Source organism: Caballeronia sp. LZ065, from assembly GCF_031450975.1.
Taxonomy (GTDB): domain Bacteria; phylum Pseudomonadota; class Gammaproteobacteria; order Burkholderiales; family Burkholderiaceae; genus Caballeronia.
On sequence record NZ_JARUXV010000002.1, the window covers coordinates 161,525 to 182,531 of the forward strand.

Consider the following 21,007-nt stretch of genomic DNA (forward strand, 5'->3'; position numbering starts at 1 on the left):
GAAAGGCCCGACGGACGGGCCCAAGGGTTACAGCGCGTCGAGATGTCGTTGTACGTCGTGCAGGACGGCCGCGGAGGCCTCCGGGTCGCCGATGATGCGCGCCATGGTGACGGCGCCGATCATCGCCGAGAGGGCGAACACGGCTTCGGATCGCGCCGCCCCGCGATGCCGGCGGCGAATGTGTTGCGCCATCACATCGACGAGCTGGCCGAAGCCGTGCGCGGCGGCGGCGCGGGTGTCGTCGTCCGCGTGCGCCAGTTCGCTGCCCATGCCGGCGAGCGGACAGCCGTGCTCGGGCGCGTCGCGGTGCTGCTCCGACACATAGGCCGCGACGATTGCCTGGAACGCTTCCTTGCCTGTGAGTGCGCCGGCGGCTGCATCCAGCGTGCCGATGACGTCGCCGATGCCGGCTTCACAAGCCTCGGCAACGAGCTGGTCCTTGGAGTCGAAATGCCGGTAGAACCCGCCGTGCGACAAGCCGGCGGCCGACATGATGTCGGCGACACCCGTGGCCTGAATGCCCTTCGACCTGAACGCGCGTGCGGCGACATCGACGATGCGCTGACGCGTTTCGGCTGTTTCGGCGTTAGATTTACGCATGGCGTGCCGCTCCGTGACTGCATGTTTTAGATGATAGGGATCATCTAAAACGAAGTCAATGCGGCAGAGGCAAGAATGAATTGTGCGGCGGCGCAGGCGGCAAGCGCAGCCGCTGCGCCGCTGGATCAGGCGCTGGGCTTGGCGTCGGCTTCCGGGGCTTCCGCTGCTTCCGGTGTTTCCGCTGCTTTCGGCGTTTCCGCTGCCTTCGGCGTTTCCGCTGCTTCCGGTGTTTCCGCTGCCTTCGGCGCTTCCGCTGCTTTCGGAGCCGCTGCGCTGCGCGCCTGGCGATTGTTCTCCAGGTACACGGCGCGCGCTGCGTCCGCCGAAGTCACTTCGCCTGCTGCGGCGCCGGTCAGATCGACGCGCGGCGCGCCTTCCGAGAGGCTCGTCCAGTAGCGGTTACCCCGGCACCACACCTTGATGGCAGCACGCAGCTCGCGTTCGCTCAGCTGTAACTCTTCGGCGTGTTTCATCAGATCTTCGAAGATGCCGACCTTGAGCGGCTTCTTCGGCGCGGGATTCTTCGGGAAGGCGAGCGGGAAGCGCTTTTGCAGCTTGCCGATGGTATGCACGACCGGATCAACGGGCTTCGCGGGCGCAGCCGGCTGAGGCGAAGGCGTGGGCGCAGGCGCCCGTCGCGCGCGAGGCGGCTTCTTCGCCTTGGCGGCCTTGGCTTTGTCCTTGTCCTGCTCGGCTTGCCTGGCCTGCTGCGCGAGTTGTTTTTTCAGTCCTGCGAGTTGTTCGAAGCCCATTACTTCCTACCTGTGGAAAACGTACGCCGATTTTATCAGCCCCGAACGACGCTTTCCCGGACCGGGCCGCGCGCCGGAATCGTTCTAAGGTTCGGAAGCGGGATCGTCGGCGCCGAGCCGCTCCAGCAATTCCTCGACCTGTTGCAACTGCTTCGGAAGCAACTCCCCGGCGCTGCGAAGCTTCTTCAGGCGCTGCCGCCAGTACGCAGGCGGCAGCGCGGGGTGATCGTCCCGCGCGGACGACTCGATCGCCAGCCGCAGATGCGCCAGATCAGCGTCTGTGAGGGCAAGGCGGCGGGCGTCGGTCAGTCTCTGTTTTTTGCGGTTCATGCCGCTTTTTCTATGGGTTTTTAATAAGTCCCTATGGTGCATGGAGTGTTTGGGAGCGCATACCCTACTTTCGTAGGTGGACTAAAGCAGGGGCGCGCCGACTTGGGGATGACACAAAGGGCTCAAACGGCGAAGTCGGTGGAGCTCGACAGCGTCTGCCACGCCGCGGTCTCGGCGGTGACATACGCGTTCTTCTCCGCGATCACCTTCAGCGTGTCCGTGCCGAGCGCGAGGCGCAGCGGCGGGTTGGGCGCATCGGCGAGCGTGACGAGCGCAGCGGCGAGCTTGTGCGGATCGCCGGGCTGGTTGTGATTCATCTCGACGGCCAGACGGCGGATTTGTCCCGAGGTCGCGTCGTAATCGCCGATGACCTCCTGGCCGACCGTCAGCGATGACGCATCCAGGAAGTCCGTCCGGAAATAGCCCGGCTCGACGACGGTCGCATGGACGCCGAGCGGCTGCAATTCGGCGTGCAGCGCCTCGGTGATGCCCTCGACGGCGAACTTCGTCGAGCAATACACGCCGAAGCCCGCCGCCGAACGGTAGCCGCCGACCGAAGACATGTTCATCACGTGCCCCGCGCGCTGACGGCGCATGACGGGCAGCACGGCGCGCGTCACATTGAGCAGCCCGAAGACGTTGGTGTCGAACATGCGGCGCACGTCGGCATCGCTGGATTCCTCGATGGCCGCGAGCAAGCCGAAGCCGGCGTTGTTGACCAGCACGTCGATGCGGCCGAACTTGTCGATGGCCGCGTCGACGGCGGCCTTTGCGTGGCCTTCGTCGGTGACGTCCAGCGCGACCGGCAGCAGCGCGGGAGATTCGCCGAGACGTTCGGCGATGGCCGCGGCGTTGCGGCCGGTGGCGACCACGGCGTGACCGGCGTCGAGCGCGGCTTGCGCGATCAGCGCGCCCAGTCCGCGCGAGGCGCCGGTGATGAACCAGACGCGCTTGTATTGCGAGGTGTTGACGTTGCTCATGATGTGCTCCGTTGTGTCGGTGGTGAGGGTGTAACGAAGCTTAGGCCGATGAATTCGCTCAAACTAGTGGGGCAACGTTAGACTGATAATCAACTTTTATTTGCGAATCGGGAGTCCGGCGATGAACGAAGTCCGCGCGATTTCCATCTTCGTGCGCACCGCGACGCTGGGCAACCTGCGGCGGGCGGCGGTCGATCAGGGGATCTCGCCGCAGGCGGCGAGTCACGCGGTGATGCAGCTGGAGAAGTCGCTTGGCGTGCGGCTGTTTCATCGCACGACGCGCAAGCTGAGCCTGACGGAAGAGGGGCAGCGGCTGTTGCAGAGCGTCGAGCCGGCGCTGGCCGTGCTTACGTCCGCACTCGCCGATGCGCGCCGCGCCAAGGAAGAGATTGCCGGCCCGTTGCGCGTCAGCGCGCCAAAGGCGCTGAGCCGTGCGCTATGGCCCTCGGTGCTCGAATTCGCGACGCTCTATCCGGACGTGCAGCTCGACGTTCGTTTCGACGACCATTTCACCGATCTCGTCGAGGAACGCGCGGATGTCGGCTTGCGGGGCGGCTCGCCGCCGGCCGGCGGAGCGATCGCGCGGCGGTTGGTGCCTATTCAGCTGATCGTGTGCGCGTCGCCGGCCTATATCGAACGGCATGGCGCGCCGCGCACGGTCGATGAACTCGCCGTGCATCGCTGTACGGGGTATCGGCGGGCGAATACGGGGAAGCAGGCGCCCTGGGAATTCATGATGGGCGACGAGATCATGTATCGGGAAATCGCGGCTTCGCTGTGCGCGAACGATGTCGACGCCGAAACGGACACGGTGCTCGCGGGGCTGGCAATTGGCCAACTGGGCAGTTTTTCGGCAGTTCCGGCGATTCGCGATGGACGGCTCGTGCCTCTGCTGACGAAACACGTGACGCAGCGCGAAGCGATCTATATCCACTATCGGCGGCGGACCGAGCAGCCGCTGCGCGTGCGGACGTTCATCGACTTCATGATCGGCAGGCTGGCTGATAACCGGGATTTTTATCTGACGGCGGCGGAGGTGCGGGCGTTTGGGCCGTCACGCGGGTAGTCATACAAATTTTTCAATGCAATAGCGAAGTTGCAGTAAAACGCTTCAGCACGATCCATGGTCGGAGAAGACTCAATTGCTGAAGTCGCTTGAAGCATTCGTCAGAAAGGAAGCGTGCATCGCTCCGGGGACGCCGATTACGCCGGATATGACCATTGCGATCGATCTCGGCCAACAAGGAGACGATGCCGATATCTTCATGCAACGGTTCTTTGAAGCCTTCGACGTGAACGAAGGCGACTACGATTTCCGTCGCTACTTTCTGATGGAAGGCGAAGGCGTTCTCAATCGCCTCATCACGCAATTCATTCTGCGCAAACGCCACTCGACAACCAGGGAGCCTCTAACGGTGGGCATGTTGTGTGAGGCCATCGCTCGCGGCAGGTGGGATGCCGCCTCGCTCGCAGCGCACGCCGATTGACCGCCTACTCCGCCCCCTCCAGCTTGTCCTGCGTGCGGGTGTCGAAGTCACTCGCATCGTGCCGTTCATGCAACTGCCCCGACGGCTCGCCAAATGTCCGGTTGACCATACGGCCGCGCTGCACAGCTGGACGCGCGTCGATCTCGCTGGCCCAGCGCTGCACGTGCGTGTATTCATCGACGGCAAGGAACTCCGCCGCGCCATACAAACGGCCCTTCGCAAGGCCGCCGTACCACGGCCAAATGGCGATGTCGGCGATGGAATAATCATCGCCCGCAATGTAGCGATGCTCGGCGAGACGCTTGTCGAGCACGTCGAGCTGTCGCTTCGTTTCCATCGCGAAGCGGTCGATCGGATATTCCATCTTGCTCGGCGCATACGCATAGAAATGGCCGAAGCCGCCGCCGAGATACGGCGCGCTGCCCATCTGCCAGAACAACCACGACAGCACTTCCGCGCGTTCGCTGAAATCGGTCGGTACGAACTCGCCGAACTTCTCCGCGAGATACAGCAGGATCGCGCCGGACTCGAACACGCGCACCGGCGTCGGACCGCTGCGATCGACCAGCGCGGGAATCTTCGAGTTCGGATTCGCGCCGACAAAGCCGCTACCGAACTGGTCGCCATCGCCGATGCGGATGAGCCACGCATCGTATTCGGCGCCCTTGTGACCGCGCGCGAGCAACTCTTCGAGCATCACCGTGACTTTCACGCCATTCGGCGTAGCCAGCGAATACAGCTGCAACGGATGCTTTCCAACGGGAAGCGGCTTGTCGTGCGTCGGTCCGGAGATCGGACGATTGATGCTGGCGAACTGGCCGCCATTTTCCTTGTTCCAGGTCCAGACGGCGGGCGGCACGTACTCGGGGGTTTCGCTCATGTTCGAAGCTCCTGCGCCAGATGAATGAGTTCCGGCGAGGTTAGCAGGTCGCCGGAAACGCTGCTTGGACGGGCGGCGCTTCGGTCCTTTGTACAATCGACGCCGGTTCCACAGGAGAGACGCATGAGCCAGCGGCCATCGCACAAAGCTTTCCGGCCTCGCAAGCGGCCGGCCCAGTCGCGCTCGGAGGCGACGGTGGCGTCCATCGTCGAGGCCGCGGCGCAGGTGCTAGAGACGGAAGGCTTCGAAGGCTTCAACACCAATGCGGTGGCGCAGCGTGCGGGCGTCAGTATCGGCTCGCTCTATCAATACTTTCCGGGCAAGGATGCGCTAACCGTCGCGTTGATCCGGCGCGAGACCGGACGCTTTCATCAGGACGCGCTGACTGCGCTGACCAAGCGTAGCGGCAAGGCGGCGCTCGAATATCTGATCGGGGCCGCTGTACGACAGCAGTTGCAGCGGCCGATGCTGGCTCGTCTGCTCGACATCGCGGAAGGGCGTCCCGCGATACAGCTCGAAGTGGACGGCTCGCAGATGAATGACCTGGTGATGGCGGTGGTGAAGCGCGCCGCGCCGAAGCATCCTCGTCCCGAGGTCGCAGCGGGAGATCTGTTCGCGATGCTTCACGGCATGGTGGATGCGGCAGGCGAACGCGGCGAAACCGATCTCGACAATCTCGAACGACGCGTGCAAGCGGCGGTGTTCGGCTATCTGGCGCGCAGTGGCGGTGAATGAATGTGAGCAGGCGGATTTTCGCTTCGACCACTTCCAAAGAAAAAGCCCTTGAGAAAGGGCTATTTTGCATTTTGAAGAGCGTCACCAAAGCGAGTAGTGAATGTGAGCTTTTGCTTCTATTCTGACTGTCATGGAGCGACGGCGGCAAGGGGCCGCACCGGCTCTACTCCTTGAGACACAGACCATGACAGACTCGATCAAGAGCATGAAGCTCAATCACCTCAGCTTTCCCTCGTCCGATACCGCCGCAACGGCGCGCTTCTTCGAACACTATCTCGGCTTCACGATCGCGGGCAGCTGGGAGCAGTCGTATATCCTCAAGCGACCCGGTTTTGATGTGGTCATCGATCATGCCGGCGATTACACGCCGTCTTATCCGCGCGCGTTTCACGTCGGCTTCGAGTTGCCCACGCTCGATGACGTTCAAGCCTTGCATGAGCGCTTCACGGCCGACGGCGTGGAGATGGAAACCGCCGTGTTCAACAACGGGCGCGGTTCGCGTTTCTTCTGCCGTGCGCCGGGCGGCGTGATGTTCGAGTTGAACACGCGCTCGGACGCGGCAGCGGAATATCGCGGCACGTTCGACGAGTAAGACGCCTTACGCGCCGCGCGTGTCCTGCCAGCCGAGCCCGAGACTCTTTTGCAGCGACACGAAGTCCTTCAGCAGTTCGGCCTGCGCCGCGACCACGTCCTGCTGCGCGGCGAACTGCGTGCGCTGCGCGTCGAGCAGATCGATGAGTGTCGATACGCCTGCGCGGTAGCGCTGCCGAACGAGCGTGGCCGAACGTTCCGCCGACGCCTCCACCTGCTGCAAACGCACCACATGCTCGCGCTGATTGCCATAGCGCGACAGCGAAGAGTTCGCGTCCTTCAGCGCGCCGAGCACGGTCTTCTCATAGCGGGCTTCGGCTTCTTCGCGCGAGGCACGCGCTGCATCGACGCTCGCCGCCGTGCGGCCGAAGTCGAACAGGTTCCATTGCAGATACGGCACGCCGACCCACGAGAAATTCTGCTTGCGCAGCAGATGCCCCGGGTCCGCCGCCGAGAAGCCGATATCGCCGAGCAACGACACCTTCGGAAAATAATCGGCGATATGCTCGCCGATCTGCGCGTTGCTCGATGCCAGCCGCCGTTCCGCCGCGCGGATATCGGGACGCTGTTGGAGCATCGCCGCGGGGTCGCCGATGGCCACTGATGCCGGCAGGACCGGCAACGCAGCGCGCGCAGCGAGTTCGCCATCGAGCGCGCCGGGCGCGCGTCCTGTCAGCACGGCCAGTTGATCCAGCGAATCGGTGATCTGCACCTGCAAGGGCACGAGCGTGGCACGCGTGGTATCGACCTGTGTCGTCAGGCGTTCGACATCGACCTGCGCCGCTGTCCCGCGCGCGCGGCGCTGCTCGGTCAGGTCGAGCATCTGTTGCTGATACTCGGCCGTGCGTTGTGCGAGCGCGAGCCGTTCCTGCTGGTCACGCAAGTCGATATACGCCGACGCCACCTCCGCCGCGAGCGACACCTGCGCGTCCGAGAGATCGGCGTGCACGGCGTCGGCTTCATCGGACGCGGCCTCGATCGCGCGGCGCGTGCCGCCGAACAGATCGATCTCCCACGAAGCATCGAAGCCCACGGTGTAGAAGTCCACCGGGCCGCGTCCGGTCGATGCCGGCGCGCCGCCATCATCCGACGAGCTGAAGAACGACGTATCCGGTGATCGCATGCGCAACGCCGCCGCCGCGCCCGACACTTTCGGCAACTCGTTCGCGCGTTGTCCGCGCAGCTGCGAGCGGGCCTGACGCAAGCGTGCCTGCGCCATCTTCAGATCCGGATTGTGCGTGAGCGCGGCATCGATCAGCGTGTTCAGTTGCGGATCGCTCAACGCCTGCCACCACGCCGCCGGCGCATGTGTCGCGACGATGCCATCGGCCGGCGCGCGCACGAAGGCGCCGCTCTTCGCGGCGTCCGGCGCAATCTCGGGCGCACCGTGATAATCAGGACCAACCGTGCAGGCGGCCAGCGCGAACGCCGTCAGCGCAAGCAGGGCAGTGAAGCGGATAGTGCGAGGGAACATCGTCGAAGGATTCATCACGATCAGTGGCCCGCTGAGGGCGTCTCGCCGGCTTGTGCGCGCGGCGTCTTGAGCAAAAGCGCGAGCGGCAGGCATGCGAGCAGCGCGATCGCCAAAATATAAAAAGTCTCGGAGTAGGTCATGACGACGGCCTGCTGGCCGATCTGCACGGACAACTGCCCGAGCGCCTGCATCTTCGCGTGCGCCATGTCGCCGCCCTGCGCGAAGAAGCTGGCGGCGCTCGACGCCATGCGCTCCTGGCCGATCACCGAATTGGCCGTCACGGATTCGCGGATCGCGGCGGTATGGAAGTCGTTGCGCCGGTCGATCACCGTGCCGATGATCGCCAGCCCCACCGAGCCGCCGAGATTGCGCGCCATGTTGTAGAGGCCTGCGGCATCGCCGGATTCCTCGCGCGAGACGGCGGCCATCGACGCCTGGTTGAGCGGCATCATCGCGAGCATCTGTCCGAAGCCGCGCAGGATCTGCGACCAGAAGAAGTCATGGCCGACGCTCTGCGCGGTGAGGGAGATGTCCAGCAGACAGCTTCCCGCGAAGAACAGCAGGCCCATGATGACCAGCACGCGAAAGTCCACCTTGCCGAGCAGACGTGGCAATACCGGCATGATGAGAAAGGCCGGCACGCCCGAGACCAGCATGATCGCGGCCGACTGCAACGCGTTATAGCCCGCGACGATGCTGAGAAACTGCGGCAGCAGGAACGACACGCAATAGAGCCCCGCGCCGACCGCGAACACGATCAGGATGACGCTCGCATAGCGCGGGTTGCGCAGCAGCGAGAGCCGCACGATGGGCTTCTTCGCGATGAACTGCGAGATTGCGATCAGCAACATGCCGAAGAGGGTCACGCACGTGAGCATAACGATCTCGCTCGACTCGAACCATTGATTGCGCTGGCCTTCCTCGAGCACGACCGTGAGTGAACTCAAGCCGATGGCCAGCCCCGCAATGCCGATCCAGTCGGCCTTCAGGAAGGCTTCCCAGTGCGACTTCTCCGCCGGCAGCCCGGTGATCAGCAGCGCAACCAACGCAATGCCCACCGGCACGTTCACGAAGAAACACCATGACCACGAGATGTTTTCCGCGAGCCAGCCGCCGAGCACCGGGCCGAGCAGGGGCCCGAGCAGCACGATCAGGCCGAAGATCGTCATGCCGACCGGCATCTGTTCGCGCGGCAGCCGCGTGCGGATGATGGTCTGCGCGGTCGGGATCATCGCGCCGCCGGTGAAGCCCTGGCCGATGCGGCCCGCGACCATCATCGGCAACGAATGAGAGAAGCCGCACATCACCGAGAACAGCGTGAACAGCACCGCATTGCCGAGCAGGAAGTTGCGCAGGCCGAACACGCGCGTGAGCCACGCGGCGAGCGGGATCATCACGATCTCGGACATCAGGTAGCCGGTCGAGATCCAGGTGCCTTCGGTGCCGGTCGCGCCGATCTCACCCTGGATCTGCGGCAACGCCGAGTTGGTGATCGAGATATCGAGCGTGGCCATCAGCGCGCCGAGTGCGCCGGCCGTCACCGCAATCCAGTCGGTGGCGCTCGCGCGTGCGTGCGACTCACTCATGACGATTCTCGTCGGCGATGCGCTTGCTGTCGTCGGTGGCGGACTTCGTGTCGATGTCGACCGTCACTGAAAGACCCGGCAGCAGCACCTTGCGCGTCTCCGGACCGGTATCGACACGAATGCGCACCGGCACGCGCTGCACGATCTTCGTGAAGTTGCCGGTGGCGTTCTCGGGCGGCAGCAACGCGAACTGCGCACCGGTGCCGGGCGCGAAGCTCTCGACGACGCCATGCAGGTCCGTGCCTTTCAGCGCGTCGACATGCAGCGTCGCCGGCTGCCCGATGCGCATGCGGCCGACCTGCGTTTCCTTGAAGTTCGCGTCGAGATACACCGATTCCACCGGCACCACCGTCATCAGCCGCGTGCCGGGCTGCACATACTGGCCGACGCGCACCGTGCGATCGCCGACACGGCCCGCCACCGGGCTGAACAGCGTGGTGTCGTTGAGGTCGAGCTTCGTCTGATCCATTTGCGCCTGCGCCGCTTCCTGCTGCGCGTGTGCCTGCGCGATCTGCGCCTGGGTTGCGCCGATCTGCGTCGCCGCCGCGCGTGCCGCCGCGAGATTCGCGGTCAGCGTGGCGCGCGCCTGATCGCGCGTCGACACAAGGCTCGTGAGACGCTCGGCGCTCTCGGCGCCGGTCGCCACCAGCGGGCGATACCGGTTCACGTCGTCTTCCGCGTGCGCGAGGCTGACGCGCGCCACTTCGGCCTGCGCCTTCGCCTGATCCGCGTTGGCGTGCTGCTGCGTGAGTTCGGCCTGAGCGCGCTGGATATCGGCGGCGCGGGCATCGAGCGTGGCCTGCGCCTGATCGAGCGAGGCCTGATACTGGCGCGTGTCGAGCTTCGCGAGCGGCGCGCCCGCCGCGACGGTCTGGTTGTCGCCGACCAGCACGTCCGTGATGTAGCCGCTCACCTTCGGCGCGATGGTCACGCTGTCGGCCTTGAGATAGGCGTCGTCGGTGGTTTCGATGAAGCGGCCCACCGTCCACCAGCGCGCGCCCCACGCGACGCCCGCCACGACCGCGACGATGCCGACCGCGATCAGCAGGCGCTTGCGTGACGATTTGCCTTGGGCCGCGTCAGCGGGCTGGTCGCCGTGCGTGGGCGCTGTGACAGACATGTTTTCTCCGGGAGCTTTCGCGCTGCCGCCTGGGTGCGGTAGCCTTCGATGAAGAGCAGAACGGCGAGCGCGCCTGCGGCAAGATGCCGGTTGCAATGCGCTCGCCAAACTAGACGATGGCGTCTAGTATGCATGAATCTAGACGCCAGCGTCTAGTTCGTAAAATTGTGGAACGAAACAAGGAACATGAATGAAAAAGCCCCGGCCCGGCAATGAAAGCGAACTGCAAGATCCGGAACGGACCAGCGCGGCCCGTTCACCGTTGCAGGCGCGCGGCCGTGCGCGCATCGAGGCGGTGCTCGATGCCACGGCGGAACTGATCGTGGAAAAAGGGCTGACGGGCGTGACGATGCATGGCGTGGCGCGTCAGGCGCAGACGCCGATCGGCTCGATGTATCACTTTTTTCCGGACCGCGACAGCTTGTTGAAAGCGTTGTGGGACCGTCACATTGCCGCGTTCGGTGAACTCGAGGACGAGCTGGCGCAGACCGATACGGAGACGTGGAAGGCGTTGTCGGCGGCGGCGGTGATCGAGCGCATCATGAGCCCGCACATCCGCTACTTCGAGCAGCATCCGGATTGCCTGATCCTGATGTCGGTGATGCCGCACGACGACGAAAAGGGCAAGCGCAAGTCCGACATGCTGCGCCGCGTGCTCGATGCGCGCATGCCGCACGTCAAGCCCGCCGAACGCGCGCTGTATGTGGAGATGATTCGCGCGCTGGCGGGCGGCGCGCTTGCGATCAAGCTGCGCCCCGCCATGGGCGACGTGCAGCTTGCACAGCGTTATTTGCGCGAGGTGGAGCGCGCGTTGTCGGCGTATCTGGCGGCGGTGGAGTCGGCCGTATCGAAGTGACCGGGCTTGAAGAGCTTAGTGGCCCGTTTCGCGCCGCTCCTGTTCCTCGACGGTCAGAATCGCTTCCGGCATTGCATCGAGGCGCGCTTTCGGAATGGGCACGCCGCTCTCATCGGACAGGCCATACGTGCCCTCGGCGATTTTTTGCAACGCGCGCTCGATGTCGCCGATGCGCTGATCGTTCACGTCGCGCAGTGCCTGATTCGCGACGTCCTGTTCCACGCGCTGCGCTTCGTCTTCGAATTCCTGCGCCTCGGCACCGTGCTCCAGTTGCTGGCGCCGCTCGCTGGCAATGCCGCCTTCCTCGGTGCCAAGCAAGTCGTGCTGCATGGCTTCGAGCCGCGCCCGCTGCGTAGCGAGGTAGTCGTCGGTCAAACCGCTCTGGTTGATGGCCATGTTCGTGCTCCTTTGAACGCTATTCGCCCGTGGCGATCGACACGGACGCTTCGCTCGTCAGCATCAGGAAGGTCAGCGTTTCGCGCAGGTAGAGCTGGACGGTGGTGTCGGTATGGCTCGTGTAGCCGATCGACAGGTCTTGTCCGAGATACAGCTCATAGTCGCCGCCGCGCGTCGAGAGCACGCAGCCACCCTGCAACGCGGGCGCCCACACCAGGTCGCCGCTGACGATGCGCTTGATGTGCTGAATCACCGGATAGCCCTGATCGCTTGCTTCCGCCAGCGCCGTATAGGCATCGGCGCCGAGCAGCACGGAGTAGGGACCGTCGACGCCCGCGAGGCGCAGCTTCTCCAGCGCCTGGCTGATGGCGACGGGATAGTCGGCGACGTCGGTGGGCAGCATCGTCGCATCGTTCGAACTGCCCTCGCGTATGCCGACGATGCCCGCCGCCTTGTAGCCGTCGAAGATCGCGCTGTCTTCCGCGCGTGCAAGTTCGCTCGCGGCGGTCTTGGCGGGTTGCCAGTCGCCGTCGTTCGAGCCGCGTTCGACACTGTCGATGGACTCGCGCTGCAACGTGAACGGCACCGTGAGTTCGACGACCCGGCGCACGTCATGCAGCTTCGCCGTCACGCCTGGCGCGGGCGCGGCGATCGCGCTCTGATGTCCGGTGCCGATGGCCGACAGCGCGCTACCGCCGGCCTCCTTCACATCGACCACGCGCCGTCCCGCGACGGAGCGCTTGAAGGTGCGGGCGACTTCCGCTTCGATCTGCGACCATGCGGCGCTGGAGATGGGCGCGAGCTCTCGATGCAGGTTATTCATGTTGTGACGTTCCTTTGAGTGAGCCGATGTTCAGGGAGCCTTCGCCGCGACTGCCCGGTTCGGGTTCCGCGTTGGAAGAGGCGGGATCGGAGGGGCTGCGGTTGGGGAGTTCGTCGAGCAGGTCCGCGGACGGCACGAAGAACAGGCCGCCGGTGATGGCGCGACTGTAGTCGAGCAGGCGGTCATAGTTGCCCGGGGGCCGGCCGACGAACATGTTCTCGAGCATCTTTTCGATCGGCTTCGGCGAGCGCGCGTAGCCGATGAAATACGTGCCGAACTCCTTCGCGCCCGGACGTCCGAAGGCCATGTTATGGCGCAGGATCTTCACTTCGCGACCGTTGTCGTCGATCGTCGTGAGCGAGCTGTGCGAGCACGAGGGCTTGATCGAATCGTCGAGTTCGACATCGGACAGCTTTTCGCGGCCGATGATCCGCTCCTGCTGCTCGACCGTCAGGCCGTTCCACGCCGCGAGGTCATGCAGGTACTTCTGCACCATCACATAGCTGCCGCCGGCGAACGGCGCATCTTCATCTCCGACGAGGGTGTACTCCATCGCGCTGCGGCCCTGCGGATTCTCGGTGCCGTCGACGAAGCCCACCATGTCGCGCAGATCGAAGTAACGGAAGCCATGCACTTCGTCGACCACCGTGACGGCGTCGCCCAGCCTGGCGAGCAGTTGCGCGGCCAGTTCGAAACACAGGTCCATGTGATCCGCGCGGATGTGCAGCAGGATGTCGCCCGGCGTGCCGATGGCGCGGCGCTCGCCCGCGCCGGTTTCGATGAACGGATGCAGTTGCGCGGGACGCGGCGCGCCGAACAGGACATCCCATGCGTCCGAGCCGAAGCCGCATACGCAAGACAGGTTCGCGGCGGGCGCGCGCGTGCCGACCGCGCGGACCAGCGCCGCGATGTCGCCGCACCATGAGCGAACGACATCGGCCTTGTCCTCGCTGCGCGCCACGGTGGCGACGAGGAAGATCGCACTTCGGGAAATCGGATTGCAGACGGATTGCGGTTCGGGTGTGGGCATCTGGGACGATTGTGTTTATCTGATGAGGTTGATCGGAAGGCTCATTTCGTGTGTGCGAAGACATTGCCGGACAGGCGTTCGGCTTCCGCGCTGAACCAGGTCTGCGCGTGACGACGGGTGGCGAGCCACGAGCGGTCGTCAGGGTGCTGAAGATGCTGCCGGATCATGCGGCGGGCGCGCTCGATGCCGTCGCGCACCGCTTCATCGGACGTGCGCCACTCGGGCTGCACCGTCTCGGGCCACGTGAAGGACGACTTGCCGTCGTGGCGGACGGTCAGGTCGGCGATCCATGCGCCGCGCTCGTTACGCCGTGTCGCGATGGAGATTTCATGGCCGGCATACACGTCAAAGGCAGAATCCATCTGTTCCTCCGATGCGGTTACGATCATATGATTCGGGTCGCGCTTCAGGTCCCGCTTTAGGCCGCGCTGTCTTGTCCGGCTGCGAAATACGGGTTCGAGCGTACCTCAAGTCTGTGTGGCGCATATTGCAGACTGTATGGTGTCGGGTTCGGGCGATTCATCGTATCGGTTTTGGTGATGGCAGCATTGCGGAAACGCACGCCTTCTTCGAGTGTCGTTGCGTGAGAAGAGCATTCGGGAGAACTTTTATGAAACGCCGAGGTGTTGTGGCGGCATTGCTCGTGTTGCCGGTTTTCATGACGTGCGTTCATGCAGCGGACGGTTTGCCGAGCGAGGAACAGCGGCTGGGCATTGTCTTCGTCGCCAGCCAGGCCGAGATCGCAGCGGCGCAACTGGCCTTGCGCAGATCGGGTTCGAGGAGCGTGCAGGCGTATGCCAGACGCATCATCGTGGAGCATGGGCAGGTGCAGCAGGAGATCGTCGCGCTGACGAGCAGCGCCGGCACGCAGCCGCAACGCAGCGCGACAAGCAACGCGATGACGAAGCAAAGCCAGGCCGGTCTCGCCCGGCTCGACGATTCGAGCATGTACGACTTCGATGACCTTTATCTGGAACGCGAAACGGGATATCTGGGCCAACTCGTCAATACCGTCGACGACGGCATCCGCACAACAGGTAACGCCGATGTAAAGACGCTCCTCGTTCGCATGCGGCCTTCGTTCATTCTGCAACTCGATCAGGCGCAGCGGCTGAAGATCCTGATCGGCAGCCGGGGCCTGCGGCGTTGAGGCGTGACGCGCGCGTTATGCTGTCTGCGTCTTTCTACAACTAAAAAGCGAAACGCGTTCATGAAAAATTCGGAACGAATCGACGAATTGATCGCTGGCCTTACCGACTGGCGCGGCGAAATGCTGGCAAACGTGCGCAAGGCGATTCTCGCGGCGGATGGCGAGATCGTCGAGGAATGGAAGTACATGGGCAGTCCGGTGTGGTATCGCGACGGCATGATTGCCGTGGGCAATGCGCACAAGGACAAGTTCAAGCTGACTTTCGCGAACGGCGCGCATCTTTTGGATCCGGACCAACTTTTTAATGCGGGTCTCGAAGGCAACCAGCGGCGCGCGATCGACTTCTTCGAAGGCAGCAAGGTCCAGGCGCGCGCGCTGGGGAATCTCGTCCGCGCGGCGATCGAATACAACCAGAGCAAGGCGAAGAAGAAAGGCCGCGCGTGACGCTCAAGGCAGCCGCGCCCAGGCGCCGATGAACGCCGGCGGCTGCACGACGCCTTCGAGCGCGACCACTTGATCGCGCAGGCGTTCGGCGAAGGTATCGATGTCCACCGCCTTCGCGTCCGCAATGCCGAACCGTTCGGCGAGCGGTAACAGCGTTCTCAGCACCTCAGCGAGATAGCGGTAGGTGAACGCGTCCGGGCCGCCTTCGAAGCGTGCTGACAGCAGCATCTGCGGGTCGGGCAGGCCCGCGCGGCGGAACGTCGTGAAGAGTTTCGCTCCCATCTCGGTGTCCACCCCTGCGCGCCGGAATGTTTCGATGATCCAGTGCGTGCCTTGCGTGCACAGTGGCGCCTCGGGCAACGAGCGTGCGGTGCTCATGTCCATCTCGTGAAAAACGAATAGCGTGCCGCTGCCGGCTTGCGCGGCGAGACGGCGCAAGGTCGCGACCGGATCGGGCAAGTGCAGCAGGATCAGCCTTCCGATCACGGCATCCACCTGACCGACGATATCCACATCCGTCACGCTTCCGGTTTCGAAGCGCACGTTATTCAAGTGCGCATGCTCCGCGCGCCGGCGCGCCTTCTCGATGATCTCCGATGATCGATCGATGCCCAGCACACTGCCGCCCGTCCCGACGAACGCCGCGGCAAGCAACGAGACATCGCCAGCGCCGCATCCCAGATCCAGTACGCGCATGCCCGGGACGAGGCCCGCGCGCCGCAGAACGTCTTCGGTGAGATCGCTGATGAAACGTGCCTGATGGTCGAGCCGCTCCATTTCGGGATCGGAGTGGCCGAGCACATAGGCGGCGGAAGAGCCGGTAGGGGAGTTCATCGGCAGACCTCGACTGTGCGTATCCGATGCGGGCTGCCGCGTGTTCGTGAGCGCCCGATTTCATCTTAGTCACTATTCGGTCGCGTCCCGTTTCTTTCGATTTCCTTCCACAAAAAAGATGAACGGAAGATCAAGAAAAAGCGGAAACGAATGTTTACAAAAAGACAACGAAAGGCGACAATTTGGCCCGAAATAATAACGATTCGCATTTGCGCGTTACGACAAGAGAATGGGTATGAAGAAAACTGAATGGAATGCTGTGGCAATGCGGCCGCTGAAACTGGCCGCACTGCTGATGTTCGCGGTCGCTCCGCTGGCCTACGCTCAATCCACCGACGGCGCCGCCAACGACGCGTCCGCCGCCGCGCCTTCGGACGCCACCCTGCCGGCCGTCAAGGTGACTGCGCAGAATCCGGATCAGCCGTACGGGCCGACGAACGGCTATGTCGCAAAGGAGTCGTCGGCGCTCAAGACCGGCACGTCGCTGCTGGAGACGCCGCAGTCGGTGTCCATCGTGACGCGTCAGCAGATGGATCAGCAGAACGCGCAGACACTGAACGCGGCGGTGCGCTATGTGTCCGGCGTGACGCCGGAAACGCGTGGCGGCATTGCGACGCGCTATGACTTGCTGAAGGTGCGCGGCTTCGACGCCGACAAATACTGGAACGGGCTGAAGATGCTCGACAACTCGTGGTACGCGACCCCGCAGGTCGATCCGTACTTGCTCGAGCGCGTCGAAGTGTTGAAGGGGCCGGTGTCGGTGCTGTACGGCCAGGCTGCGGCAGGCGGCTTGCTGGATCAGGAAAGCAAGATGCCGACCGTCGTGCCGTTGCATGAAGTGGGCGTCGAATTCGGCAACTACGCGCACAAGCAGGCTACGTTCGATTTCTCGGGACCGATCGGCGGCGACGAGCGTTATTTGTATCGCCTGACCGCCATTGCACGTTCGGAAGACGGCCAGGTGCAATCGACGGAGAACAAGCGTATTGCGATTGCGCCGTCGTTCACGTGGCGTCCGGATGCGAAGACGTCGCTCACGCTGTTCGGCTTCTATCAGCACGATCCGCGCGCCACGTCGTATGGCAGCGTGCCGCCGCAAGGCACGGTGCTGTACAACCCGAACGGCAAGCTGCCGAGCGACTTCTACGACGGCGACCATAACTTCGAGAGCTTCAACCGGGTGCAGGAGTCGATCGGCTACAAGTTCGAGCGCAAGCTGACGAATGCATGGTCGTTCCGGTCGAACGCGCGCTTCATGCACCTCGCGCAGGACTACAAGAGCGTGTATGCGAGCCAGCTCGAAGACGATTTGCGCACGCTCGATCGTGGTACCGCGGCGTCGAAAGACAACCTGAATACCTTTGCGATCGACAATCAGGTCGAAGGCAATTTCTCGACCGGGCCGATCGATCACACCGTGCTGTTCGGCTTCGATTACCAGCACTATGCGAGCAATTTCGATGCGGGCTTTGGCGTCGCGCCGCCGCTCGACATGTACGCGCCGAACTACAACCAGACGATCACGCCGCCCGACCGCTATCACCAGGTGTTGAGCGGCACGCAGTACGGCGTGTATGCGCAGGATCAGGTGCGCTGGGGTCATGTGGTCCTGACGCTCGGCGGACGGGAGGACTGGGCGAGCAGCGACTCGAACAACACGACCTACGGCGTGCAATCGCATCAGTTCAACCGCGCCTTCACGGGCCGCGCCGGTCTGTCGTATGTGTTCGACAGCGGCATCGCGCCGTATGTCAGCTATACCGAATCGTTCACGCCGCAGGTGGGGACCGACATCAACGGCAATCAGTTCTCGCCGGAGAAGGGCCGTCAATACGAGATCGGCGTGAAGTTCCAGCCGAAGGGCTACAACGCGTTCTTCTCGGCCGCGCTGTTCGACCTGACGCGCAAGAACCTGCTGACCGTCGATGCCAACAACCCGAACTTCCAGTCCGCGGTGGGTGAAGCACGTTCGCTCGGCGTCGAGCTCGAAGCGAAAGCCAGCCTGACGGATTCGCTGAACCTCACTGCAAGCTATACGTACCTCAACACGAAGTACACCAAGGACAACAGCGGACTCGACGGCAAGTTCCTGCCTGCCGTGCCGCAGAACCAGGCTTCGCTGTGGGCGTACTACACGATCAATCGCGGACCGGTGGCGGGCTTGTCGATGGGTGCGGGCGGACGCTACACGGGCACCACCTACAGCAGCGACAACAGCTTCAAGGTGTCGAGCTTCTTCCTCGTCGATGCCACGCTGCGTTATGACCTCGGCCGCGCCGCTGCGCAACTGAAGGGCGCGGAGCTCTATGTCAACGCGCAAAACCTGTTCAACAAGCGCTATGTCGCGTCGTGCTATTACGGAACGTGGTGCGCCTTCGGTTATGGCCGCCAGGTCTTCGCCGGCATGAACTATCACTGGTAAAGCCTAAATCGAAACGTCGTGAACGCCGGCCCGGCGCTTATCGCAAACCAAGCTATCCGTAGCGGGATTTCTTGGTTCGCGTGAGAAGTGGCGGCTTGTACATTGATCGCTCGCCGCGCGCTTCCACGACTGCTCCGCTGAAACCTGCGTCGTCGCATCGCGCGCATGAAGCCGGGTATCGACAGGAGCATTACCGTGAACGCAGTTGCCAACGCCCATGTATCGAGTGTGACGGTCAAGCCGCTATCGGCGCATATCGGGGCTGAAATTGGCGGCGTCGATCTGACGCGGCCCTTGGCCGACCATCAGGTGAAGGCGTTGCGTGCCGCCTTGCTCGAATGGCGCGTCATCTTCTTCCGCGAACAGTTCCTCACGCATGCGCAGCACGTAGCGTTCTCCGCGCACTTCGGCGAACTCACGGTGGGCCATCCGGTGTTCGGCCATGTTGAAGGTCACCCGGAAATCTATTCGATCTCCAAGTTCCGCAAGGCTACGCGCTTCGACGGGCAGTCGCTCGTGAGGCCTTGGACCGGCTGGCATACCGATGTCACGGCCGCCGTGAATCCACCGTTCGCCTCCATCCTGCGCGGCGAAACCATTCCGCCCTATGGCGGCGACACGCAGTGGACCAACCTCGTTATCGCTTACGAGAAGCTGTCCGCGCCGTTGCGCGCGTTCATCGACGCGCTGCGCGGCGTGCATCGCTTTGCGCCGCCGCAAGGGGCGAGCGGGACGGATGCATTCAGGAAGGCCGTCGACGATCACGTCCTCGTCAGCGAGCATCCGCTCGTGCGCGTGCATCCCGAGACCGGCGAGCGCGCGCTGTATGTGAGCCCGGGCTTCCTCAAACATGTCGTGGATCTCACGCCGCGTGAAAGCCAGGCATTGCTCGAATTGCTTTGGGAGCACGTCACGCGTCCGGAGTTCACGGTGCGCTTCAAGTGGGAGCCGGGCAGCATCGCGTTCTGGGATAACCGCACGACCGCACATCTCGCGCCGACCGATATCTTCGACCTCGACTTCGACCGTCAGCTCTACCGCACGACGCTCGTCGGCGATGTCCCTATAGGTCCGGACGGACGTACATCGGTGGCAATCCAGGGCTCGCCGGTGGGCGCGGCGGCAGCGGTCGCATTGAATTGATCGACTTGTTTCTCGACGTTTGGCTAACCAGCAACTAACTGTCGATTTTTTTATGCTCCACGAAATCGCTTCGCCAATTCAATTCAAAGCTGTCTTGCAAGCGCCGGGATCGCGATAGTTGCGGATGCAACTTTCATAAGCATTACAAAGACGCGCGAGCCGCGGCAACCTGCTGTGCGATCTCGAGAAAATTAGCGGTCTTGGCAGCCGTCGCGTCGATGCGCGACGCCAGCGCGAGGCGAATGGAGATGTTGCTGTCGAGTGCATCGGTATAGGCCACGCCATCGACCTGAATCTGGCACACCGATGCCGGCACCAGCGACACGCCGAACTCCGCCGCGACGAGATTCACCACCGAGGACAATTGCGGCGCCTGTTGCCCGGCGATGGGCTCGAAGCCCGCTTCGCGGCACGCGCCGACGATGACGTCGTGCAGCGTAGGGCTGGCTTCGCGCGGCAGCATCACGAAAGCGTCTTCAGCCAGCGCTGACAGCGGCACCTTGCGCTTCCTGGCGAGCCGATGCGTGGCGGGCAGCACGATCCGCATCGGCTCGACGGCGATGTGATGGATCTGCACCCCGGCCGGCGACTGGCTGCCGAGCCGAACGAAGGCGACATCGACACGGCCGTCGTCCATATGCGAGAGCAACTGCGCCGTGTTGCCCTCGGTGAGGGTCAACGTGACGTTCGGATACGCCTGCCGATATGAGCGAATGAGCTTCGACACCACCGGATTGAACGCAGCCGATCCCGTGAAGCCGATGTTCAACTGCCCGATTTCGCCCCGCCCGGCACTCTGCGCTTTTTCGACGGCGAGCCGCGCGTCGGTCATCAGGCGCTTGGCGTCGGCGGCAAAGGCCTCGCCGGCTTCGGTCAGTACGACGCCGTGACCGGTACGCCGGAACAAACGCACGCCAATCTCATCTTCCAGCGCATGAATCTGCTGACTGAGCGGCGGCTGCCCGATGCCGAGCCGCTCGGCCGCGCGCGTGACATTGCGCTCTTCGGCTACGGCGAGGAAATAACGGATATGACGCAGTTCCATCCGATATCTATAAAAAGTATTTCAGAAAGACGAGATAGATATTGGACAGTATATCAATCCCGCGACAAAATACCGCCAGTCGCGCAGTGCGCGGGTTAGAACGTCCCCCCGAATACATCGCCGGTCGCTCATCGAGCGCATCAGGCAGGACGAGTCGCGCCCGTGGTAAGCATCGGCTTCGCGCGATACGTCAAAACAGAATAGGGAAGGGGTCTATCGTGGCTGAAGCTGTAAAAAAACCAAGGCCCGAGTACCGGAACATCGGACTCGGCCAACTCGCGAAGTATCGCTTGCCGCTGGCGGGGAAGGTCTCCATCCTGCATCGCGTG

Annotated in this window: 23 protein-coding genes and 1 pseudogene; 10 read left to right on the forward strand and 14 right to left on the reverse strand. The window is 63.5% G+C overall.

Annotated elements, in window-relative coordinates; translation table 11 throughout:
* Positions 1 to 27: 27 nt before the first annotated feature.
* The 4 genes from QCE63_RS14875 to QCE63_RS14890 form a co-directional block, all read right to left on the reverse strand.
* Positions 28 to 600: a TetR family transcriptional regulator gene (locus QCE63_RS14875; protein ID WP_309834022.1), complete on the reverse strand. Its 573-nt coding sequence runs from the start codon at positions 598 to 600 to the stop codon at positions 28 to 30.
* 125 nt (positions 601 to 725) lie between these two features.
* Positions 726 to 1,352 (reverse strand): ProQ/FinO family protein, encoded by a 627-nt coding sequence (locus tag QCE63_RS14880; protein ID WP_309834025.1) that lies wholly within the window; start codon positions 1,350 to 1,352, stop codon positions 726 to 728.
* A gap of 84 nt (positions 1,353 to 1,436) precedes the next feature.
* On the reverse strand, positions 1,437 to 1,682 hold the full coding sequence (locus QCE63_RS14885; protein WP_309834027.1) for a hypothetical protein: 246 nt from the start codon (positions 1,680 to 1,682) through the stop codon (positions 1,437 to 1,439).
* 122 nt (positions 1,683 to 1,804) lie between these two features.
* On the reverse strand, positions 1,805 to 2,662 hold the full coding sequence (locus tag QCE63_RS14890; RefSeq protein WP_309834030.1) for an oxidoreductase: 858 nt from the start codon (positions 2,660 to 2,662) through the stop codon (positions 1,805 to 1,807).
* Positions 2,663 to 2,783: 121 nt separating this feature from the next.
* Between QCE63_RS14890 and QCE63_RS14895 the strand changes: the two genes are divergently transcribed.
* Both QCE63_RS14895 and QCE63_RS14900 read left to right on the forward strand, forming a co-directional pair.
* Entirely contained in the window at positions 2,784 to 3,728 is a 945-nt protein-coding gene (locus tag QCE63_RS14895; protein ID WP_309834032.1) for a LysR family transcriptional regulator, read from the forward strand.
* Between the two features lie 76 nt (positions 3,729 to 3,804).
* A complete protein-coding gene (locus QCE63_RS14900) occupies positions 3,805 to 4,149 on the forward strand; it encodes a DUF1493 family protein (RefSeq protein ID WP_309834034.1) in 345 nt (114 codons plus the stop codon).
* 4 nt (positions 4,150 to 4,153) lie between these two features.
* Here QCE63_RS14900 and yghU read toward each other — a convergent pair whose 3' ends face one another.
* Positions 4,154 to 5,029 (reverse strand): glutathione-dependent disulfide-bond oxidoreductase, encoded by an 876-nt coding sequence (yghU, locus tag QCE63_RS14905; protein ID WP_309834035.1) that lies wholly within the window; start codon positions 5,027 to 5,029, stop codon positions 4,154 to 4,156.
* A 123-nt stretch (positions 5,030 to 5,152) separates the two neighbouring features.
* Here yghU and QCE63_RS14910 point away from each other — a divergent pair, with 123 nt between their 5' ends.
* Both QCE63_RS14910 and QCE63_RS14915 read left to right on the forward strand, forming a co-directional pair.
* Complete coding sequence (locus tag QCE63_RS14910; protein ID WP_309834036.1) at positions 5,153 to 5,764, forward strand: TetR/AcrR family transcriptional regulator; 612 nt, start codon at positions 5,153 to 5,155, stop codon at positions 5,762 to 5,764.
* A 184-nt stretch (positions 5,765 to 5,948) separates the two neighbouring features.
* Positions 5,949 to 6,356, forward strand: coding sequence for a VOC family protein (locus QCE63_RS14915; protein ID WP_309834037.1), 408 nt, complete (start codon positions 5,949 to 5,951; stop codon positions 6,354 to 6,356).
* 6 nt (positions 6,357 to 6,362) lie between these two features.
* Here the strand turns inward: QCE63_RS14915 and QCE63_RS14920 are convergent, their stop codons facing one another.
* Genes QCE63_RS14920 through QCE63_RS14930 form a run of 3 tightly spaced genes read right to left on the reverse strand, consistent with a single transcriptional unit; the run spans position 6,363 to position 10,535 of the window.
* The gene (locus QCE63_RS14920) at positions 6,363 to 7,829 is read right to left on the reverse strand and encodes an efflux transporter outer membrane subunit (RefSeq protein WP_309834038.1); all 1,467 of its coding nucleotides are present in this window, start codon (positions 7,827 to 7,829) and stop codon (positions 6,363 to 6,365) included.
* A gap of 20 nt (positions 7,830 to 7,849) precedes the next feature.
* Positions 7,850 to 9,415 carry an MDR family MFS transporter gene (locus tag QCE63_RS14925; protein WP_309834039.1) on the reverse strand — a complete coding sequence of 522 codons (1,566 nt, stop codon included), beginning with the start codon at positions 9,413 to 9,415 and terminating at the stop codon, positions 7,850 to 7,852.
* The gene (locus QCE63_RS14930) at positions 9,408 to 10,535 is read right to left on the reverse strand and encodes an HlyD family secretion protein (RefSeq protein ID WP_309834040.1); all 1,128 of its coding nucleotides are present in this window, start codon (positions 10,533 to 10,535) and stop codon (positions 9,408 to 9,410) included. The genes QCE63_RS14925 and QCE63_RS14930 overlap by 8 nt, the downstream gene beginning before the upstream one ends.
* A gap of 190 nt (positions 10,536 to 10,725) precedes the next feature.
* Between QCE63_RS14930 and QCE63_RS14935 the strand changes: the two genes are divergently transcribed.
* The gene (locus QCE63_RS14935) at positions 10,726 to 11,391 is read left to right on the forward strand and encodes a TetR/AcrR family transcriptional regulator (RefSeq protein ID WP_309834041.1); all 666 of its coding nucleotides are present in this window, start codon (positions 10,726 to 10,728) and stop codon (positions 11,389 to 11,391) included.
* A 15-nt stretch (positions 11,392 to 11,406) separates the two neighbouring features.
* Here QCE63_RS14935 and QCE63_RS14940 read toward each other — a convergent pair whose 3' ends face one another.
* From QCE63_RS14940 to QCE63_RS14955, 4 genes are read right to left on the reverse strand one after another with little or no spacing between them, the layout of a single operon-like run.
* Positions 11,407 to 11,787 carry a TraR/DksA family transcriptional regulator gene (locus QCE63_RS14940; RefSeq protein ID WP_309834042.1) on the reverse strand — a complete coding sequence of 127 codons (381 nt, stop codon included), beginning with the start codon at positions 11,785 to 11,787 and terminating at the stop codon, positions 11,407 to 11,409.
* A gap of 19 nt (positions 11,788 to 11,806) precedes the next feature.
* Positions 11,807 to 12,610, reverse strand: a complete 804-nt coding sequence (locus tag QCE63_RS14945) for a family 1 encapsulin nanocompartment shell protein (RefSeq protein ID WP_309834043.1) — start codon at positions 12,608 to 12,610, stop codon at positions 11,807 to 11,809.
* Entirely contained in the window at positions 12,603 to 13,640 is a 1,038-nt protein-coding gene (locus tag QCE63_RS14950) for a Dyp-type peroxidase (protein WP_309834045.1), read from the reverse strand. The genes QCE63_RS14945 and QCE63_RS14950 overlap by 8 nt, the downstream gene beginning before the upstream one ends.
* Before the next feature lie 41 nt (positions 13,641 to 13,681).
* Complete coding sequence (locus QCE63_RS14955) at positions 13,682 to 14,002, reverse strand: DUF6566 family protein (RefSeq protein ID WP_309834047.1); 321 nt, start codon at positions 14,000 to 14,002, stop codon at positions 13,682 to 13,684.
* Between the two features lie 248 nt (positions 14,003 to 14,250).
* Here QCE63_RS14955 and QCE63_RS14960 point away from each other — a divergent pair, with 248 nt between their 5' ends.
* Together QCE63_RS14960 and QCE63_RS14965 are read left to right on the forward strand one after the other, a co-directional pair.
* Positions 14,251 to 14,790: a DUF4142 domain-containing protein gene (locus QCE63_RS14960; protein ID WP_309834049.1), complete on the forward strand. Its 540-nt coding sequence runs from the start codon at positions 14,251 to 14,253 to the stop codon at positions 14,788 to 14,790.
* 60 nt (positions 14,791 to 14,850) lie between these two features.
* Positions 14,851 to 15,234, forward strand: coding sequence for a DUF1801 domain-containing protein (locus tag QCE63_RS14965; protein ID WP_309834051.1), 384 nt, complete (start codon positions 14,851 to 14,853; stop codon positions 15,232 to 15,234).
* 3 nt (positions 15,235 to 15,237) lie between these two features.
* Here QCE63_RS14965 and QCE63_RS14970 read toward each other — a convergent pair whose 3' ends face one another.
* The gene (locus QCE63_RS14970; RefSeq protein ID WP_309834053.1) at positions 15,238 to 16,068 is read right to left on the reverse strand and encodes a class I SAM-dependent methyltransferase; all 831 of its coding nucleotides are present in this window, start codon (positions 16,066 to 16,068) and stop codon (positions 15,238 to 15,240) included.
* A 235-nt stretch (positions 16,069 to 16,303) separates the two neighbouring features.
* Here QCE63_RS14970 and QCE63_RS14975 point away from each other — a divergent pair, with 235 nt between their 5' ends.
* Positions 16,304 to 18,490 carry a TonB-dependent siderophore receptor gene (locus QCE63_RS14975; protein ID WP_309834054.1) on the forward strand — a complete coding sequence of 729 codons (2,187 nt, stop codon included), beginning with the start codon at positions 16,304 to 16,306 and terminating at the stop codon, positions 18,488 to 18,490.
* A gap of 195 nt (positions 18,491 to 18,685) precedes the next feature.
* On the forward strand, positions 18,686 to 19,633 hold the full coding sequence (locus QCE63_RS14980) for a TauD/TfdA family dioxygenase (RefSeq protein ID WP_309834056.1): 948 nt from the start codon (positions 18,686 to 18,688) through the stop codon (positions 19,631 to 19,633).
* A 142-nt stretch (positions 19,634 to 19,775) separates the two neighbouring features.
* On the opposite strand, the gene QCE63_RS14985 is transcribed toward QCE63_RS14980, so the two are convergent.
* Positions 19,776 to 20,678: a LysR family transcriptional regulator gene (locus tag QCE63_RS14985; RefSeq protein ID WP_309834057.1), complete on the reverse strand. Its 903-nt coding sequence runs from the start codon at positions 20,676 to 20,678 to the stop codon at positions 19,776 to 19,778.
* A 218-nt stretch (positions 20,679 to 20,896) separates the two neighbouring features.
* Here QCE63_RS14985 and QCE63_RS14990 point away from each other — a divergent pair.
* Positions 20,897 to 21,007 (forward strand): annotated as a pseudogene (locus QCE63_RS14990) (succinate dehydrogenase, cytochrome b556 subunit); the annotation flags it as partial.